16 protein-coding genes are annotated in these 19,917 nt (G+C 42.2%); 15 read left to right on the forward strand and 1 reads right to left on the reverse strand.

The window, feature by feature from the left end:
- Positions 1-19: 19 nt before the first annotated feature.
- The 15 genes from Q6344_03715 to Q6344_03785 all read left to right on the forward strand — a co-directional run bounded on the left by Q6344_03715 (position 20) and on the right by Q6344_03785 (position 18,181).
- On the forward strand, positions 20-2,281 hold the full coding sequence (locus Q6344_03715; GenBank protein ID WLG14454.1) for a polysaccharide biosynthesis tyrosine autokinase: 2,262 nt from the start codon (positions 20-22) through the stop codon (positions 2,279-2,281).
- Positions 2,282-2,330: 49 nt separating this feature from the next.
- Positions 2,331-4,334: a nucleoside-diphosphate sugar epimerase/dehydratase gene (locus tag Q6344_03720; protein ID WLG14455.1), complete on the forward strand. Its 2,004-nt coding sequence runs from the start codon at positions 2,331-2,333 to the stop codon at positions 4,332-4,334.
- A 66-nt stretch (positions 4,335-4,400) separates the two neighbouring features.
- Positions 4,401-5,717 carry an oligosaccharide flippase family protein gene (locus Q6344_03725; protein ID WLG14456.1) on the forward strand — a complete coding sequence of 439 codons (1,317 nt, stop codon included), beginning with the start codon at positions 4,401-4,403 and terminating at the stop codon, positions 5,715-5,717.
- Between the two features lie 69 nt (positions 5,718-5,786).
- Positions 5,787-6,803: a glycosyltransferase family A protein gene (locus tag Q6344_03730; protein ID WLG14457.1), complete on the forward strand. Its 1,017-nt coding sequence runs from the start codon at positions 5,787-5,789 to the stop codon at positions 6,801-6,803.
- Positions 6,796-7,986, forward strand: coding sequence for a hypothetical protein (locus Q6344_03735; protein ID WLG14458.1), 1,191 nt, complete (start codon positions 6,796-6,798; stop codon positions 7,984-7,986). Before Q6344_03730 ends, Q6344_03735 begins: the two co-directional genes overlap by 8 nt.
- A gap of 13 nt (positions 7,987-7,999) precedes the next feature.
- Positions 8,000-9,082 (forward strand): polysaccharide pyruvyl transferase family protein, encoded by a 1,083-nt coding sequence (locus tag Q6344_03740; protein ID WLG14459.1) that lies wholly within the window; start codon positions 8,000-8,002, stop codon positions 9,080-9,082.
- Entirely contained in the window at positions 9,079-10,092 is a 1,014-nt protein-coding gene (locus Q6344_03745) for a glycosyltransferase family 2 protein (protein WLG14460.1), read from the forward strand. The genes Q6344_03740 and Q6344_03745 overlap by 4 nt, the downstream gene beginning before the upstream one ends.
- 46 nt (positions 10,093-10,138) lie before the next feature.
- Positions 10,139-11,233 carry a glycosyltransferase gene (locus Q6344_03750; GenBank protein ID WLG14461.1) on the forward strand — a complete coding sequence of 365 codons (1,095 nt, stop codon included), beginning with the start codon at positions 10,139-10,141 and terminating at the stop codon, positions 11,231-11,233.
- Positions 11,234-11,416: 183 nt separating this feature from the next.
- Positions 11,417-12,457 carry an EpsG family protein gene (locus Q6344_03755; protein WLG14462.1) on the forward strand — a complete coding sequence of 347 codons (1,041 nt, stop codon included), beginning with the start codon at positions 11,417-11,419 and terminating at the stop codon, positions 12,455-12,457.
- Complete coding sequence (locus Q6344_03760) at positions 12,457-13,320, forward strand: glycosyltransferase family A protein (protein WLG14463.1); 864 nt, start codon at positions 12,457-12,459, stop codon at positions 13,318-13,320. The genes Q6344_03755 and Q6344_03760 overlap by 1 nt, the downstream gene beginning before the upstream one ends.
- A gap of 57 nt (positions 13,321-13,377) precedes the next feature.
- Positions 13,378-14,547, forward strand: coding sequence for a glycosyltransferase (locus Q6344_03765; protein ID WLG14464.1), 1,170 nt, complete (start codon positions 13,378-13,380; stop codon positions 14,545-14,547).
- Positions 14,544-15,155, forward strand: coding sequence for a sugar transferase (locus Q6344_03770; protein WLG14465.1), 612 nt, complete (start codon positions 14,544-14,546; stop codon positions 15,153-15,155). Before Q6344_03765 ends, Q6344_03770 begins: the two co-directional genes overlap by 4 nt.
- A gap of 10 nt (positions 15,156-15,165) precedes the next feature.
- The gene (locus Q6344_03775; protein ID WLG14466.1) at positions 15,166-16,365 is read left to right on the forward strand and encodes a DegT/DnrJ/EryC1/StrS aminotransferase family protein; all 1,200 of its coding nucleotides are present in this window, start codon (positions 15,166-15,168) and stop codon (positions 16,363-16,365) included.
- Between the two features lie 310 nt (positions 16,366-16,675).
- Positions 16,676-17,563: a bifunctional methylenetetrahydrofolate dehydrogenase/methenyltetrahydrofolate cyclohydrolase FolD gene (folD, locus tag Q6344_03780; protein ID WLG14467.1), complete on the forward strand. Its 888-nt coding sequence runs from the start codon at positions 16,676-16,678 to the stop codon at positions 17,561-17,563.
- A gap of 99 nt (positions 17,564-17,662) precedes the next feature.
- Positions 17,663-18,181, forward strand: a complete 519-nt coding sequence (locus Q6344_03785) for a phosphate-starvation-inducible PsiE family protein (GenBank protein WLG14468.1) — start codon at positions 17,663-17,665, stop codon at positions 18,179-18,181.
- Positions 18,182-18,263: 82 nt separating this feature from the next.
- Here Q6344_03785 and Q6344_03790 read toward each other — a convergent pair whose 3' ends face one another.
- Complete coding sequence (locus tag Q6344_03790) at positions 18,264-19,730, reverse strand: di-heme oxidoredictase family protein (GenBank protein WLG14469.1); 1,467 nt, start codon at positions 19,728-19,730, stop codon at positions 18,264-18,266.
- Positions 19,731-19,917 lie beyond the last annotated feature (187 nt).

Consider the following 19,917-nt stretch of genomic DNA (forward strand, 5'->3'; position numbering starts at 1 on the left):
GAGCGATGAGTATATGGTTATGAATAATATGGATTCAAAAGACCTATCAACGTCTACGGGCGAAAAAAACAATGACGACATCGATTTAATGGCGCTGGTTTTAGTATTGTTACGCGGTTGGAAAATCATTGCTCTCATGGCGATATTGGGGCTTTTACTAGGGCTTTTGTATACCCGCTATGTGAATCCCATCTATAAATCAGATGCGCTGATACAGATTGAAGAAAATACTCAAGGAATAGAGGCGCTTGGTGAGAGTATCTCAGAGCTGGTGGGTGCAGAAGTCAGCAAAGCGGAGACAGAAGCAGAGCTGATACGATCACGTATGATATTGGAGCCAGTGGTTGAGCTATTGCACCTGCGCATTAAACTAACAGATCCCAATATTGGTCATCTTGATAGAATAAAAAGCAATCGTACTTACACGCAATTAAACACACCGGATGATGTGTCTCTTGATACCGAAAATGGCATAGTCAAAATCCGCCAATTTGATGTATCACCAGCGTACTTAAACCAACCTTTTACACTAACAAAATCTGCTACAGGGTTTGTTTTGAGCAATGGGTTTGATGAATTCAAAGGTCAGCTTGGTCAGGCGCATCAGTTCAAAGGGTTGGACGGTCAGATTAATATTACTGTCACAGAGTTACCTGCTGATGGTTACCCAATTAATATTAGTAAGCAGACGATAAAGGCTGCGACTGACGCTATCAACGGCGCCTTATCCGTTGAAGAAAAAGGTCAAAAAACGGGGATTATTCAGCTGTCGATGACGGGTCCCAACCAAGAGCAAATCACTACTATACTCAATCAGATCGTCCGATCTTACGTCGATCAAAACCAATCTCGCGGTTCTGAAGAAACGACCAAAACACTTGCCTTTATGGAAACGCAGATCCCTCTATTAAAAGAAAAATTAGAGACTTCTGAAGCACTGTTTAATGACTTTCGTAAAAAATATGGCACGATTGATGTGGGTAAAGAAGCCGAGTTGTTATTGAATGAGAAGTCTCGCATCGATGAGCAGCTCAATGAGCTGAAACTCAAAAAAGCAGACCTAACTACTTATTACACCGAAGAACATCCACTGGTCATTCAAATTAATGAACAGCTCAAAGTGCTTAATAATAGAACAAGAGAGATAGATAATACCATTGCAGGTCTACCTGAAATACAGCGAGAGTTTCTAAAGCTATCAGAAGATACTGCAATCAATCGAGAAATCTATCTGACGCTGCTCAAAAATTATGAGCAACTTAAAATCGTCAAGGCTGGTCAAATCGGCTATGCCCGTATTATCGATTCACCGACCAGTACCTTTAATGCCATTGCACCAAATAAACTACAAATCCTGATGCTGACCACATTGATAGGCATGATGTTTGGGGTGATGCTGGTGCTCTTGAAGAACCTTATTAGAAATGTCGTCAAAGATCCAGAGCATTTAGAGGTCACAACGGGCATCCCTGTCATTGCAACGATTCCACGCTCACCCTTACTGTCGAGGTTGAGTAAAAAGAAGAATACCACCCCTCGCATGCTCGCTCATGTTGATCACAGTAGTTTGAGTTATGAGGCGATCAAAAGCTTAAGAACCAATTTGATGTTTGGTATGCCAATGGGGACAGCGGTCGGGCAGCCCGCGCAAGTCATATTGATTACTGGGGAGAGCCCTGGTGTGGGCAAGTCGTTTATCGCTGCCAATTTATCAGAGGTATTTGCCCAGCTCAACAAAAAAGTCTTGGTCATCGATGGTGACATGCGCTTAGGTGAGCTGCATAAAATGTTTAATATGAGCCAACATGATGGTCTTGCCGATTATTTGTTGCAGGATAAAAAGCATTTTTCTCCGATTGATGGTACTCGATCAGACAGTGAGGTTCCTAGCTTAGGGGTCGAAAGCTTTATTCATTCCACTGGTATGGAGTTGATTGATTTCATACCGCGCGGACGGCAGCCGCATAATCCCACCTCATTATTGATGGGCGAAAAATTCAATCATTTGATGGCAGAATTAAAGACTCAATACGATTATATTGTCATCGACTCACCCCCGATATTGGCGGCGTCAGATGCTATGGTACTTGCGCAACATGCAGACAAAGTACTCATCGTTACGAAGTTTAATCATTCAATAGAAGGGCAACTGGTTTATGCGATCAAGCAAATGAATAAAGCCAATGTACAAGTAGATGGCATTATTCTCAATGATGTACAGCAGGGTCTTATGGATAAATATAGCTATCATTATCATTATGCCTATGGAGATAACCACTAGTTTGCGTGGTAGTCGCTTATAAGCAAACCAACTTAATTGGGTGGATATTATGTTGATAAAAACAGAGTCAAACAATGCTTATCAATCGTCCAGTGGTTTTAATCAATGGTCGAAGCGTGTGGCTCTGTATTTATTGTCATTACCACGCCTGACTAAAAGCACCCTCTTATTTAGTATAGATTTTGCTATGTCGATCTTTTGCCTATTATTGGCATTGATGCTACGACAAGGGTATGTGGCCTCTCATATCAGTCTTGCAGCGTTGGCTTTTTATGCATTCGTGCCGGTTGCTAGCTTATATCTTATTGGTTTTTATCGAAGCGCCTCTCGAGGGTTTTTTGATGCAGTGATGGGTCGTGTGCTGCAACTGTTTTTTTTACTTATTATTGTTTATCAAGTCATCATTTATTTGAGTCCATCAGCGACGATACCGCGCTCAGCCCCCGTTATATTTTTATTTCTATTTTTTATTTGGCTGTGGAATAGTAGGCTCATGATACGCGCGTTACTGAAACGTCTACAGGGTGCAGGTCAAAGCCGTCGTCCAGATGCCTGTTGTGAGAACGTGATTATCTATGGTGCAGGAGAAGCTGGTAGAGAGTTGCTAGAAAGTTTGAGGCATTCTTATCAGTATAATGTGGTGGCATATATCGATGATGATCTGCAGCTTACTGGGGCTTATTTGCATGGCAAACAAATATATGCAGCTCACGCGCTTCCGTGGTTGATAGAAAAACTCAATGTGGCGCAGGTGATTTTGGCCATGCCCTCTATGAGCCGTGGTCGTAAAAAACAGATTATGGACAGTCTGTCTGGTATCTCCGTTAAGATAAAAGACTTGCCAAGCTTACGTGAGCTTGCTGATGAGATAGTAACTGTCAGTCATATACGACCCGTTGACATATTAGATGTGCTCGAACGAGAAACAGTCGAACCTGTTGCGGAGTTGCTACAAAAAAACATCACGGGTAAAAACGTTCTCGTTACAGGGGCAGGTGGTTCAATCGGTAGTGAGCTGTGTCGGCAAATCATCAAAAATAAGCCTAAATGCTTAGTGCTATATGAACAGTCTGAGTATGCTTTATACACCATAGATCAAGAACTTAGTAACCTCAAAAAAGCGGATGCTGATTATCAAAATATTGAGATTATTAGCATTATCGGCAGTGTCAGTAACGAAAAAAAATTAATCAATATATTCGAAAAAAACCATATAAAAACGATTTATCACGCTGCAGCCTATAAGCATGTGCCTATTGTTGAGTCCAATCCCTTTGAGGGCACCATCAATAATACCAAAGGCACCTACCATTGTGCCCGTGCTGCGATACAGGCCCGCGTTGAGACTTTTGTGCTGATTTCTACTGACAAAGCCGTGCGACCTACCAATGTCATGGGAGCGTCCAAACGCTTGGCTGAGTTGGTCTGCCAAGGATTGAGCCAAAGTAACAGTCAGACTTGTTTTAGCATGGTGCGTTTTGGCAATGTTTTAGGGTCATCAGGCTCTGTGGTGCCGTTATTTACCAAACAGATTGAGCAAGGCGGTCCGATCACCATCACTCATCCAGACATCACGCGCTATTTTATGACGATTCCAGAAGCGGCCAGTTTGGTTATTCAGGCAGGTGCGATGGCATTCGGTGGTGAGGTGTTTGTGCTTGATATGGGTGCACCCGTCAAAATTGTTGATCTGGCAAAACGTATGATTCGTTTGACAGGTTGTGAGCTAAAAGATGATAGCAATCCCAATGGCGATATCGAAATCGTATTTACTGGCTTGAGACCGGGTGAAAAGCTCTACGAGGAGTTAATCATTGGTGAAGACAATATCGAACCTACTTTTCATCCATTGATTATGCAAGCAATGGAGCACAGCTTTCCTTTGCAAGATATCGAAAATATTTTATTTGAATTTGCAGAAAAAGCAAAGCAGCAGGATGTGGTCTGGCTGAAAACACAGTTTAAGTTTTTTGTCGAAGGTTACCGAGAAGGATCTGATAAAGATGGCGAGGTAGAGAAAGTAGATACCACACTGACAGATGAAATGGGTTAATAGAGAGAGGCGCGCTGTCATAAATTCCTTACAAGTTCTGTGAGTCACTAAATTGGACAATATGTCATGAGCTCTGGAGTATTTTTATCGATACAGAGCACAATAAACAGGTTGAAAACCAGTCACTTTGTGCGAGATGTGGTCATGGTCGGTGGCGGGATTGCTGCTGGACAGGCCATCGCCATGATTTTTATGCCATTTCTCACAAGACTGTACAGACCTGAGGATTTCGGTATCGCTGCTGCCTTTACTGCTATCGTCAGTATTATTACGCCGATTGCCACTATGGGCTATGCAAATGCAATCGTGATGCCAGACAGTGACGAGGATGCTGCGGCCATTGCCCGATTGTCTATATTGCTCAGTGTGGTTATAGCTGTCTTCTCATTCATTGTTGTCTATGTCGGTAAGTTTCATTTGGCAAGTTGGATGGGTATGGAAAGCACACCAAACATGCTATATCTCATACCATTAATGCTATTAGTCGGTGCTTTTCTTTCTGTCGCTGATCAGTCTGCTATTAGGGTGGGCTTATTTAAAGCGAAAGCTCGAGCTTATGTGGAAAGCAAGCTTGTGACAGATAGTAGTAAGCTGATAGGCGGTATGCTAGCACCTTCAGGGATGTTACTTATTTTATTGACGATAGCAGGGCAGCTCACAAACTTTATCATGCAGATGCTTCGTGTACCTAGAGTAGGTGTATTAAATGTGCGTCATTGGTTTGGTACTAAGGGTATTCGACATGCCGCCATATCGCAGCGTGATTTTGCGATATATCGTATGCCACAAAGTATCCTGAATGCAGCTTCAGTGGGGTTGCCAACTATCTTGTTAGCGTCATTATTTAGTGCCTCTTCTGCAGGGCAGTATTCGTTGGCTGTCCTTGTGCTTGGTGCACCCGCGATGCTGTTAGGTCAGGCGGTTGGAGAGGTTTTCTATCCTAAAATTACGCGTGCCATCACAGCAAATTCATCTGAGGCTTATCAATTTTTATTAAAAGTGACGTTGATTTTATTGGTGGTAGGTATTATGCCATTCGGTACAGTGTTCGTTTTTGGCGATTATCTTTTTTCTTTAGTGTTCGGTGCAGAGTGGGCATTGGCAGGTAGTTATTCGCAGTGGCTGTCTATTTGGCTTTTGACCAGTTTAGTGTCTGGTGCGAGTACTGCGGCATTGCCAGCATTACGTTTACAGCGATTCCTTTTGATTAGAGAAGTGTTTGCAGTGGTATTTCGTGCTGCAGCGCTGTATGTAGGTTTTTACGTTTTTGAGTCAGATATGATAGCCATTGCCCTTTTCTCATTTGTTGGGGTTTTGCTCAGTTTATCTATCATTTATGTCGCTTTTCGGCGTCTTGTTCATATCGATGAAGTGGAGCAGTAGGTACATTTTTTGACTGCTTTAAATGTCACAAAGGATATGTATAAGAAGTCTCAACTTGAGAGGCTCACTATGATTTCAGTTATTATCGCCGCATTCAATGCCGCTGCTACTATTGATCGTTGTATTAATAGTATTGACGTTGCGAAAAAGAGTCACGACATTGAGCTGATAGTCATTGACGATGGTTCTAAAGATAATACTGCTAGCCTATTGCATAGCTGGGCGAGTGCTAAGACATGGATTACGGTGAAATATCAAAAGAATGCAGGCGTGGCAGAGGCTCGTAATACTGGGCTCGATATCGCAACCGGCAGTTACATCGTTTTTATAGACGCGGATGACACCATTGATGATTGGTATTTTGATTTTGTCTTTGATCAAGCTGTAGATCGAGATGTCGAGATGTTGGCATTTGGTCATAAACGCATGATGCTGGATGGCTCTGTTATTGAGCGTCCTAATAGTGCGGCAGAATACTCACGGCAAGATATCGAAATGCTACAACTGAGAGTGACAGAGAATAGACATATATATTGGTACGCCTGCACCAAGGTGTATAGCAAAAACTTAATCGCAGAGCTGCGCTTCGATAGCGACGTCAAATTTGGTGAGGATGGTATTTTTAATATCGCATGTCTAAGCAAAGCAAATCGTTTATCGGTGCTGCCAGACTGTCCATACAACTATTATGAAAATGCGACCTCAATAACAAGCTCACAATACAAATCAGGGCTTTTGGAATCCATTGAAGCGGACTATACAGCCAGAGTCAGGATACATGATTGGTCGATCAGTGCTACTGAAAAGCAAGTGCTATTATCGGACTTTGCTCGTAGTTATGTCGAGCATATGCTGCCATATTTACTTAATAATTTGGCGCATATCGATATGAAAAAGCGTCGTGCAGAGCTAGTTAAAATACGCCAGTCTTTCGTTTATCAGAACTGTTTGCCGCATTATTATCAACGACATCCAGCCCGCGGCATTCGTGTATTGATTTTATGTTTTTCACGGCGTTGGTATGTTATGACGCTGGTTTTTCTTCAACTGTCTTGGTCTAAAGAAAAGGTGAAAAAATATGCTTAATATTGATTTGTTGCCTCAGCCTTTACGTAGTGATGAAAAAGGCCAAAAGCGCTGTTGTTTGCTGCAACAGACAACAGCTAACGGGCAAATGATTGAGAAGGTATTGTGGTTTGTATATCCAGCGAACTTGCCAATGCCAGAAGACGATGATTGTGATGCTTATTTACTGGCCACATTGTTGCCCGCGATGCAGATGCGAGCAGCCATTCATGTGCATGGTAGCGTGTCGCATGAGCTATTAGCCAATCTGACAGAGCTACAGTATGTTTGGAATAAGTGGTTGCCAGATCGCTATTTTTTGATTGATATAAAAGTGGATCGTATAAGAGAACAAGACTGCCATATAGATGGTGCTATCGCTGCATTTTCTGGTGGCGTTGATGCTCAGTTTACCGCTTATCGTCATGCGACAGGCAGAGCAGGATACGCCACACGAAATATTAAAGCAGGGGTTTTTGTGCATGGCTTTGATATACCTCTAGATGATACAGAAGGCTTTGCCAGTGCAGCAAAAACAGCGGCAAACACACTCGCAGATATCAATATCGAGCTATTGCCAGTTGAGACAAATATTCGGGGACTTTGGGATATCAACTGGGAAGACTATCATGCTGCTGCTATCGCTTCGGTCTTATGTGGCTTAAAACGATATGCAGGCATTGGGCTCATTGGTAGTGGTGATTCTTATGATGTATTAATTAGTCCTTGGGGCTCACACCCAATCACTGACCCGCTGCTAAGTTCTGGCGACTTTAGAGTGATTCATGATGGTGCAGGTTTTAGTCGGTCAGAGAAGATTCAAGCGCTTGCAGCATGGCCATTGGGTATAGAGAATTTACGTGTCTGTTGGGCTGGAGATAAGCATGATAGTAACTGCGGTAGCTGTGAGAAATGTGTTAGGACGCGTCTCAATTTTTTGGTTGCAGGTATAGATAACCCTCAATGTTTTAGCGAGCCCATGGACTCATCACTTTTTAAATCAATGGCTATAAAGGGCAGGGCTGTCAGCATAGATTGGAAGTTAATTCGTCATGAGATGATTAAAACGGGTAGAGGTCTTGAATGGCTGCCATACATTGAAAAAGCGCTCAAACGTAAACCGCCTCCTAACTTGAATAGATTGTTTCCTGTTGGCTCAAGGCGTCGTATGTGGGTGAAGAAGCTGTTAATGAGAAACGAATAAGGGAGCATTAAAAATGAATATTGCTGCTATAAAAAAGCTCATACCACTCAAACTAAAAAAACACTTAGCCGCTTATATGGGGGCGAGAGGTTTACCGTTACCAACTGGTAAACGGTGCTTTATTTTTCTTGCCGCTGACTATGGCAATATTGGTGATATTGCTATTTCTCACGCGCAAAAGCAGTATTTGCAACGTGTGCTGACGGATTATGACGTTGTTAGTGTGGCTATCAGTCAAACCAGATTTGTGCTCAATTCCATTAAACAGCAAATAAAAGAGACGGATATCGTCACTATCATCGGCGGCGGTAATATGGGTAGCACGTATCCTGATATTGAGGAGCTGCGCCAATTAGTCATCAAGTCATTTCCTGCCAATCGAATCGTTTGTTTTCCTCAGACACTAGATTGGAATGATTATATTCAATCTAAACGTGCCTTGCAGCGTATTGTAAAAGTCTACGCCAAGCATCCAGATATACATGTTTTTGCCAGAGAGTCGATAACAGCGGCAAAACTCATCGAGCTTTTTGCTGAGTACAGTAATGTGCATATTGGTCTCGTACCAGATATTGTGATGAGCGCTAATGCCACAGTGCTGGGTACGACAGATTGCTTAGCGCCTTCAGGTATTTTGCGCTGCTTACGAGATGACAAAGAAGCCGCATTATCAGCTGAGCAATACGCCATGATAGACAAAGCCTTAGCAGATACTGGCTATCAGATTGAAAAAACCGACACGCATGCTGGTGGTTCGCAACTCGATGAGGCACATTGCACAAAATTACTGACTGACAAGCTTAGCCAGTTTCGTGCTGCAAAATTGGTCGTGACTGACCGTCTGCATGGCATGATTTTATGTTTGCTATCGGGTACGCCGTGCTTGGTACTCCCGAACTCCAATCATAAGATAAGACAGACGCAGTTGGACTGGTTAGGCGGTCATCCAAGGCTGGTGTTTTTAGAATTGGAAGAGATTGCTGATATTGCACAATTCATCGATAGCCTTCTGTCCCTGCCTCACGGTACGATGGATGAGTCTCCAGTTGATATAGCTGAGTATGATGACCTAAAAAAAGCGCTGATAGCGATATGACGACTATCGAAACGCCATTAGTAAGTATCATTTTACCAGTGTATAACGTTGCGTCATATATCGATGCTTGCTTGGCATCCATCAAGCAGCAGACTTATCAGAATATTGAAATTATCGTTGTGGAAGATTGCTCCACTGATGATTCAAAACAAGCACTTGCGTCACATCTCATAGATGAACGCATCAAAGTCATTCAGCATCATAAAAACAGTGGTCTTTCTGCGGCTCGTAATACTGGTATCAAGTCTGCGATAGGCAAATACATGATGTTCGTTGATTCTGATGACATTATAGACACTCGCTTGGTGGCAGCGTGTGTGGATTGTGCGCTCAGCACGAATGCAGAGGTTGTAACATATGGCTTTACACCTTTCAAAGATGGCATCACAAAGACAGATCTGCCGTATCCCGCTAGAAATTTAGAATTTGAGGCAACCAAAATAGACGGTTCATATTTTAGCTTACCGCATTTTGCATGGCTCAAATTTATTAAATCTAGCGCAGTGCGGTCGGCCTCGTTACAGTTCCCAGTGGGTCTGTACTACGAAGACTGGCCTTTTCATTGGCATCTTGGCTTAGCTACTAATATTAAGTATCACCTGCCCATTGATTTTTATCTATACAGACAGCGCGGCACGTCGATCACAGGGTCAACAGATAAAAAGCTATTAGACCTTTTCATTATCCACGCAGAAGTCATCAGTTTAGTAGAGGACTATCAAGCGGATGAGGTTAAAAAAACACTCGCCAATAAAATTAAACAAAGTCATTGGAGCATCCTTACTCGTATAGATAATGGCTATTTAACAGCTGCAGTAGCACAAGCTAAAAAAGCAGATAAAACGTTACGACTAAAGGGCTATAAGAGCGATTTGACCGTAAGAAATATGATGATTAGTAATATCGTACGTATGCCGACTCAAGTTGCTTTGCTGATGTTACAGGTGCTTCGTCAAGCGCTAGACAAAAGAGCAAAGGTTAAAGGTCAAGAGAAAACAGATTCAGAATAGTTTTGAGAAATACGTTTGGTTTTATGGCTTCTTAATAGGTAAAGAGATGACTATTCAGAGAGTGCTACACATCGTGGGAAAAATGGATCGGGCTGGGGCAGAGACCATGCTTATGAATCTATATCGCCATATAGATTATAGCCAGATTCAGTTTGATTTTATCACTTTTACCGACGAGGTCGGTGACTATGATGCTGAGATAATAGCGCTGGGCGGTAGGATTATACCGATTTTAGCTGATCATTCATTAGCGCGTATGTGGAAGCTTAAAAACTTCCTTAAACAACATCCTGACTATCAAATCGTTCATGCTCATATGCTATTAAACAATGCTTTTCATCTGCTGGCTGCCAAAGGTGCTGGCGTGCCGCATCGCATTTCACATTCTCATAGCACCAGTAATGGTAAAACCAATATTGTTAAAAAAATATATGAACAGTGGGCATTCATTACCAATCGTAAATTGGCCACGAATAAAATGAGTTGCGGTGAACAAGCGGCACATTACCTATTTGGCAGCATAAAAGACGTGTGGCTATTGCCCAATGCTGTTGACATACAGCAGATGATGACAGTCGCTAACCAATCAAGACAGTATATCGACCAAGAATTTGGCGATGAGGGGCTAAAAATCATCCAAGTTGGTCGTCTAAATGAGGTTAAAAACCATCAGTTTTCTTTAGAGATCGCTGAGCAGTTAAAAAAACGTCAAATCGCTTTTACCTTATACATTGTTGGACAAGGTTCATTGGATATGAGGCTCAGGCAACAAGTAGCAGATAAGTCACTCCTAGATACGGTCAAGTTTTTGGGGATGCGTACGGATATCACAGAATTAATGGCCAGCGCCGACTATATGATTATGCCTTCGTTGCACGAGGGTTTCCCTGTCGTCTTGGTCGAGAGCCAAACAGTTGGGTTAAAGGCGTTGGTTTCTGACCAAGTATCACCTGAAGTAGATTTAGGACTTGGATTAGTACAGTTTTTACCGATTCACTCAGCCAAGGATTGGGTTGATTGCTTATTAGCGTCTAAACAGCCAAAACCCAATGAAAAAGACATAACCGCAGCGCTGAATTTATATGGATTTAGTGCTGCTACCAACGCGCAAACACTAATGCAAAAGTACTTGAGTATGTGACGGAGTGGTTGCTTCTTATTTATATTCGTTTCAAGGTAGTTTGGACGGAATGAGAAAAAAATCGAGGTAGATAGGCTATAGTTATATAGGTACTGGACGGTAAAAAAGATACTAGACGGTGTAAACCTGCCACCATATCCGATTTATATAAGATTGACGACATCTACTTTTATAGAGGGTTAAATGCTTCCATACCTGCTGGTTCTTAGCCTTGTTATTTTTTGGATCGTACTGGAGAAAAAATCTCTCAATCGTACGTCTTTTTGGCTGCCGCTAATTATATTGACATTGTTTGCAGGCCTTCGTAGCTACCGAGTCGGTACGGATACAGGAAACTATACGAGAAATTTCAACAGTCAATTGAATGCTGAGTACTTTAGGTTCAACGAAGACATTGAATTCGGTTATCAGTTATTAGAGTATGCGTTATTACGTATGACCACTCATTATTTTTGGCTGCTTGTTATTACCAGTTTAATTATTGTCTATTGCTATCTTAGAGTGATTAAAAAATACAGCGTAAATTATTGGTTCTCCGTATTTTTATTTATTACGCTGGGCGTTTATACTTTTTCTTTTAATGGACTGCGTCAAGGGTTGGCAATGGCGATATTTACATTAGCCATTCCTTATTTATTACAAAAAAGATTTATTCCATACCTGCTGATTTGTGCAATTGCTTCATTGTTCCATGTAACCGCATTGTTTATGATTCCATTTTATTTTATCGTTAATTTAAGAATAAAGCCCTTATATAAAATTTTGGCAACATTCTTAGGCTCGCTATTAGTGAGTGGGGTATTGGTCGCTTATATTTCTTCTACTAACGATAGATATGAGGGCTATGCGAAAGCATCTGATGAAGCAGGCGGGTTTTTAACGCTTGGTTTTTATACAGCTATCATGGTTTTAATCATCTTGGTCAGTTATCTGTATAAAATCAAAGACAAAGAGTTTCAAAAACTAATAACATTTTATGCATCAGGCGTGGTTTTTATCATACCGTTAGCGATGTTGGGTACCAGTCCTTCAGGTCCTCAAAGGCTGCTTGCGTATTTTACATGGACATTGGTTTTGATACTGCCTATGGTTTTAAAAAGAATGAATAATATTTATTTATATATAGCGAGTATCATTATTTTTCTCATGTATTTTGTCTTGACGACATCGAGATTTAGTAACTTGAGTCCGTATATTATCAATCCGATATTTGAGGTTTTCTAATGAAAAATCAGACATATATATCTATTGGTATTCCCATTTATAATGCTGAAGCGTACTTAGAAGACGCTATCAAATCCATATTGGCTCAAACGCATGAGTTATGGGAGCTTATATTGATCGACGATGGTTCTACTGATGCGTCATTGGCCATCGCCAAGCATTTTGAAGAGTCTGACCATAGAATAAAGGTCATTGCTGATGGCATAAACAAAAAACTGCCTGCTCGATTAAATCAGCTTATTGAAGAAGCGAACTATGATTATATAGCGCGCATGGATGCCGATGATCTCATTCATCCGGATAGACTAGCGATTCAATTAAGTTTTTTAGAAAAAAATCCAGATTATGATTTGGTTTCTACAGGTGTCGTGTCTATTGATAATTTTAATAAAGTTTATGGTTGCCGTCATGTCGATGAAATTTACACGGAATTTAAAGAAATAGCCGCGGCTTATCCTATTGTACATGCTGCTGTTTTGGCAAAAAAGAGTTGGTATGAACGAAATAAATATAATGAAAATTATCCAAGGTCTGAAGATTATGATTTGTGGTGTAGAGCTATCTCAAATCAAGATTTAAATTTAGCGGTATTGCCTGATTTATTATACTATTATAGAGAAGAAGGGAATTTATCATTATCTAAAATAACCAGATCATACAAAGACAGTTTTAAAACGTACTGTGAATATAAAGGAAACAGTTATTTAGGTTCTTTGAAATTATCAGCAAAACTGACAACAGTTACTTTTTTAGATTCGATAGGATTATTACAAAAGATAGCCAATAAAAGAAATAAATTAACAATATCTGACACGCTAAGAAATCATCATCAGTCAGTGGTAAATAGTATTTGTGCTAAATGACATTGTTTATAAAACGTCACTGATAAAATAATATATAAAAAATACTGAGGTGCTGAAATGACATTGAAGATATGCTTTCTAATGACAGATGCGGTGTCATTTAATGTGCTATATCGCGATCAGCTTGAATACATTAGAGATCACGCGGATGTTGATATCACCTTAATCTGCGGTGGCGATAAACAGCAGTTAGATATTTTACGTGAGCGCAAAATAGGCAAGGTGATTAATTTACATTTTCAGCGTAAGCCTTCTTTGTTGAAAGATGCTCAGTCACTCGCGCTTTTAACCCGTTATATGCTATCGAATCGTTTTGATGTGGTGGTTTATTTAACGCCTAAAGCCTTGTTGTTAGGGAGTATCGCAAGTGCTGTTACATTGCAAAAGAGACGAATTGCTTTTAGCGTGGGTAGAGCCTATGAGAATTTTTCAGGTTTAAAAAAGAGGGTGTTTCAGGGTCTGGATATATTAAGTTTTGGCTTGTCTCACGAGGTTTTATTTGTTTCTGAGTCTTTGCTCAGCGTATGCTTAGCAGAAAATATCCTCAAAAAAAGCAAGGCAACTGTCATGGATAATGGCTCATTTAACGGCATCGATACTGATTTGCTGCAACCTATGGCTCAGCTAGAAAAAGAGGCATTAAAAAAGAAGTACAAGATACCTGACAATACCTTTGTGATTTGCGTGGTAGGACGAGTTTGTGATGATAAAGGCTTCAAAGATATTGAGTATATATCCGAAAAACTAAGAGAAGAAAACGTCTACTTTATGTTCATAGGAGACTGTGAAGACGACGTAGGAAAAGTAGTCGTTGAGAAAGTTGTCAAAGATAATAGAGGTGTGTATATACCAGCCAATCCAAATGTACACGAGGTTTTTCAGTGTGCTGATTTACATTTATTTTTGAGCTATCGTGAAGGGTTTGGCAGTGTCGCTATTGAAGCAGCAAGTTGCGCCGTTCCAACTTTTGCCTATGATGTCGTTGGTGTAAAGGATAGTGTCAAAGAAGGTATCAGTGGTCGAAAATTTAATTTTAAGGATATGTCTTCTGTCGCCGAAGCAATCCGCGATGCCGCTACTGATAAGGGATTTGAAAAGAGATATCCTGAGGCAAGAGACTGGGCCATTGCAAATTTTGAACGCAAGCAATTATGGCAAAGTTATTTAAGTTTTTATTTACGTAATAGGTATGACCGCGTAAACGACAAAAGGCGGGCTGCAAAATGATAAAGCGACTATTTGACATCACGGTGGCCACGACGGCCTTGGTAATATTATCTCCTGTTTATGCTATTACGGCTTATAAGGTCAAAAAAAACTTAGGATCACCAGTGATATTTAAACAAACTCGTCCTGGTCTAAATGGCAAGCCGTTTGAGATGATTAAGTTTCGCTCGATGAAAGATGCTATCGATACAGAGGGTAATCCTTTAGAGGATGATGAGCGTTTGACGGCATTTGGTAAGACCTTGCGTAATAGCAGTCTCGATGAGCTGCCTGAACTATGGAATGTGATTAAAGGTGATATGAGTTTGGTGGGGCCGCGACCACTATTAATGGAATATCTGCCGCTATATAATGATGAGCAAGCGCGTCGCCACCATGTACGTCCGGGTATTACAGGATACGCACAAGTTAATGGTCGCAATGCGATTGGTTGGCATGAAAAATTTACGCTCGACACATGGTATGTTGATCATCAGTCATTATGGTTAGACATTAAAATTCTATTTAAAACAGTAAAAAAAGTCATTATCAAGGATGGCATTAGTGCTGATGGTGAAGCGACCATGAGTAAATTCACAGGTAATAGCGTCGATAAAAACACGCTTTGATGAGGAACGCATGCTAAATACTCCTTTTTCACCTTGGCCTAGTTTTACTCAGCAAGAAGCGGATGCGGTCAGTCAAGTATTGTTATCCAACAAGGTCAATTATTGGACAGGGCAAGAATGCCGTCAGTTTGAAGAGGAATTCGCTGATTGGGCGGGTAGCAAATACGCGATTGCATTGGGCAACGGAACTTTGGCATTGGACGCGGCATTGCAGGCACTTGGTATAGGTGTGGGTGATGAAGTTATCGTGACGCCGCGTACTTTTATTGCCAGTATCTCCTCAGTGGTTAATGCAGGCGCGACGCCCATTTTTGCGGATGTTGATGAGTCCACAGGGAATATCACTCCAGAGTCGATAGCGGCGGTATTGACGGACAAAACCAAAGGCATCGTCTGTGTGCATTTGGCAGGTTGGCCCTGTGATATGGATGGCATCATGGCACTGGCAGATCGGCATAACTTATATGTCATTGAAGACTGTGCCCAAGCGCATGGTGCACGCTACAAAGGTCGTAGCGTTGGCAGTATAGGTCATATTGGCGCGTGGAGTTTTTGCCAAGATAAGATTATGACTACAGGCGGCGAGGGCGGCATGGTCACCACCGATGACGAGCAGCTATGGCGAAAAATGTGGGCGTATAAAGACCATGGCAAAAGCTATGCGGCGGTCTATGAGACCGAGCAGCAGCCCGGCTATAATTGGCTACATGAGAGCTTTGGCACCAACTGGCGCATGACCGAGATTCAAGGCGTGATTGGGCGTATTCAATTGGCACATATGAGTGACTGGATAGCGAAGCGCCGTGCTAATGCTCAAGCGATATTAGAAGCATGTGCTAAATGGGAAGAAAAAGGCTATCTATCGGTGCCGACATTAGAGCAAGCTTCTCATTTTCCAAACTCTAATCATGCCTATTATAAATTGTATGTTTATGTGCAACCAAATAACCTAGCTGACGGATGGACGCGTGATCGCATCATTGAAGAAATAAATACGCTGGGCGTGCCTTGCTATTCAGGGTCTGCCTCAGAGGTATATTTAGAAAAAGCATTCGATGATACAGGCTTGCGTCCAGAAAACAGACTGCCAATAGCAAAACAGTTGGGAGAGACCAGCTTAATGTTTTTGGTTCATCCTACCTTAACCACTGCCGAAATCGCGCAAACGGTAGATGCAATCGATCGCGTATTTGCTTCAATGATTCAGTAATGTGAGAATATCGCTTATTAAGGCGTGTTGATTATTTATAAGGTGTTGCGGCTATTGGCTTTTATTTGTGAGTAGACTTTCTTATAAAACGGTAAAGGTTGTCAAGGTTGCATCGGTAATGACATGATATTGCTAGATTGGCGAGTGATAAAAACTTATAAGTATCCAAGTCTTATCTCACGCTAGGATTTTTTAGCCCAGACAGGTACAATATCAGTCTTAATCATACATTGATCAAGCATAAGACAGGCATGCAAGTAGTTGCGGGCGCTGTCTTTCTTTTTTTATCGCACCCTCTATTGGAGTTCTTATGTCTATTACGTCAACTGCCCAAGGATCTGCTACCGTTTTGGACGGTAAAGCACTTGCTAAACAAATAGAACAGCAACTGAGTACCCGTGTAGACGCTATTAAAGCTAAAACAGGACGTACCCCAAGCTTAGCGACGATATTGGTCGGCGACGATCCCGCTTCTGCGACTTATGTACGTATGAAAGGTAATGCTTGTAAACGTGTCGGCATGGATTCTATACGCGTTGAGATGCCAAGTGCGACGACCACTGAAGAGCTGATGACGAAAATAGATGAACTTAATAGCAATCCAGACGTCCATGGTATTTTGCTGCAGCACCCAGTACCTGCACATATCGATGAGCGTGCTTGCTTTGAGCAGATTGACTTGGCAAAAGATGTCGATGGTGTGACCTGTCTTGGCTTTGGTCGTATGGCGATGCAGCAGAGCGCTTATGGTTCATGTACCCCGCAAGGCATCATGCACTTATTAGAGCATCATAATATCGAGCTTGCTGGTAAGGAAGCCGTAGTTGTAGGTCGCAGTGCCATCTTGGGTAAACCAATGGCGATGATGCTATTGAATGCCAACTGCACCGTAACGATTTGCCATTCAAGAACGCAGGATTTAGAGTCCCATATTAAGCGTGCGGATATCGTGGTTGGGGCAGTGGGCGTGCCTGAACTGATTAAAGCAGAGTGGATCAAAGCAGGCGCGGTAGTCATCGATGCAGGTTTCCATCCGACTGATAATGGCGGCGTTGGTGATATCGAATTGCAAGGCGTAGAAAATATCGCCAGTGCTTATACGCCTGTACCGGGCGGCGTGGGTCCAATGACCATTAATACCTTGATTCGCCAAACGGTTGATGCTGCTGAAAAATCTGCCGGTTTGAATATCGGCTAAAAAGAGAGTCATACGAATACTGATTGCCGATAAATAAGGGGCCTGAGGTAATATATACTCAGGCTAAATCAACCACATCTCAGTTGATAGGACCTAAACATGGCTAAAAAAAACGTAGGTGTTCATGAGCGACTACAAGGTATCGGTAGAGAGTTTGTCGATGTCTGTCATTACGTTATTTTATTTCTAATCAGTGTGGTTGTCGTTTGGACCGCCGGTAAAGAGTTCGTTGGTATTGTTCAAAAAGGCTCAGCGGATTTAAAAGACATATTGATGTTGTTTATTTATCTTGAGCTGCTCGCCATGATAGGGATTTATTTTAAAACCCACCGTCTGCCGGTACAGTTTTTGATATTTATCGCGATTACTGCTTTATCACGACATTTGGTGGTCGATGTACAGGCGGTCTCAGACTATTTTCATTTATGGCTGCTGGCGACAATTTCTGTGGCCATTATGCTATTGAGCGGTTCTATCGTAGTATTAACTTGGACAGCAAAAACGTTTGGCCGTCCAGAGGACAATCTAGATAAACAGCATGCAAACTTAACGATTAAAGCGCTGTTACCTGATAATGCTCAAGCGCCTGATAGTCATACCAAGCATCGCCGTGAATAACTATTGAATAGCAGCATAAAAAAGGGTTACCACTGGTAGCCCTTTTTTGCCTTCTTAACTCTCACATTTTATTGTTTGAGCGTTAAATGCCCTTTAAGAAGGTCATTAATGTTTGTTTTTGCGTGGCGGATAACTGTGTAAAGCGCGTCTTTGTACTTTCTGCTTCACCACCATGCCAGAGTATCGCTTCAGTCAAGCTGCTGGCACGACCATCATGCAAAAACCGCGCTTCTGGATCACGTGCCACAATGCCAATTCCCCACAATGGCGGTGTACGCCACTCAAAGCTTTCTGCATTTTTCTCTTTTACGCTATCATTTAGTCCAGCGCCCATATCATGCAGTAATAAATCAGTATAAGGATAAATGTTTTGCTGTGATAGGAGCGGGAAGCGCTCACTACTGCCTGTTTTTTGCTTGGGTGTGTGACAGCCAGCACAGCCGACTTGTGCAAACAGTTGCGCTCCTTTATTAAAATCTGATAAATCGTCTATTCGCCTTTCAGGTACGGCAAGGGCGGTCATAAAATCGGTCACGGCGTCTAGACTGCTGTCTGAGACTTCTGGAGAGCCGCCATTCGCTGCTGTCCAACAAATAGGCTGATTTACCGTACAGTTAGGATCCATAAATACCGAGGTGGTTAAGCCCATATCTTGCGACATGGCATTGGCGTTTTGGGTACGCAGGCTTGAGTTAATCGCCTTCCAGCCGAAGCGGCCAATGCGCTGCTGTTTGCCATCTTGTACCCAATGTACGCGGCCACTGATACCGTCTTGATTGTTATCATCAGGGTCAGCTGCCGCAATGATATTCGCTTCAGGAATAAGGTCGAGCAAGCCCATACCGACCAATTGCGGTGAGATGCGTCCGCTAATCGCTGTATTTCCTAAGGGTTGATTAGGGTCAGTTGGAGTAAAGCTAAACTGTATGCCAGCAGGTTTATCATTTTGACTGGGCATCGCTGCGTAGCGCATGCTCCCTTCGGGATTGATACTTGTGGCAATACTTTGATGCTGCATTTGTTCACCGTAATAAGCATGTGGCAGGCCTTGCTTATTACCCAACCGGAATAAAATCGCATCACTCAGCTGACCATTGGCTGCATAAATGGGTTTGCGACCTTCAGCGCTATGGCATTGGGTACAGGCATTGGCATTTAACAGTGGCCCCACACCATCGAACAGTACGCGACCCTCATTTGCTGGTGTCCACTCTGTGATAAATAACTCACGTCCAGGTGATACCCCGCCTAAAGCGCTGCTCGGTAGATTGGGCATGATTTGCAAAAAAGGCTGTGATCCATTGGCGGCAATCGTAGCACTGCCACCTGCTGGCTGCCAGTTGGTGTCGATTTCTGGAGTGTCAGGAGTAGTGGGTGGGTTGGGTACGTTAGTATTGCCATCATTACTGGAATTATTTGAATCATCTGAGCCACCACAAGCAGTGAGCAGCAGCGCGAGACTTACACTGAGTAGTGTGTTACGTATGATGGGAGGTAATGTATACAATGAAGAATTTGATATGGTTGACGAGTTTGATCGTAAAAACATGGGCTGACCTGAAATGGCTAAAATATAAGGGGTTAGGGTGTATCTTCATCGTCAGCCTATTTAGAGAGCTGTCGATTTAATTGAGGATATCCTGAGGATTATGCGATAAGCTACCGCGCAATAGTTAGGCGTATTGACTCAAACAAGCAGCATAAACGAGGCTGCTTGTTTGAGAATTTTATGATAG

Origin of the sequence: Psychrobacter cibarius (assembly GCA_030686115.1) — a bacterium.
In the GTDB taxonomy this organism is placed as follows: Bacteria; Pseudomonadota; Gammaproteobacteria; order Pseudomonadales; family Moraxellaceae; genus Psychrobacter; species Psychrobacter cibarius_C.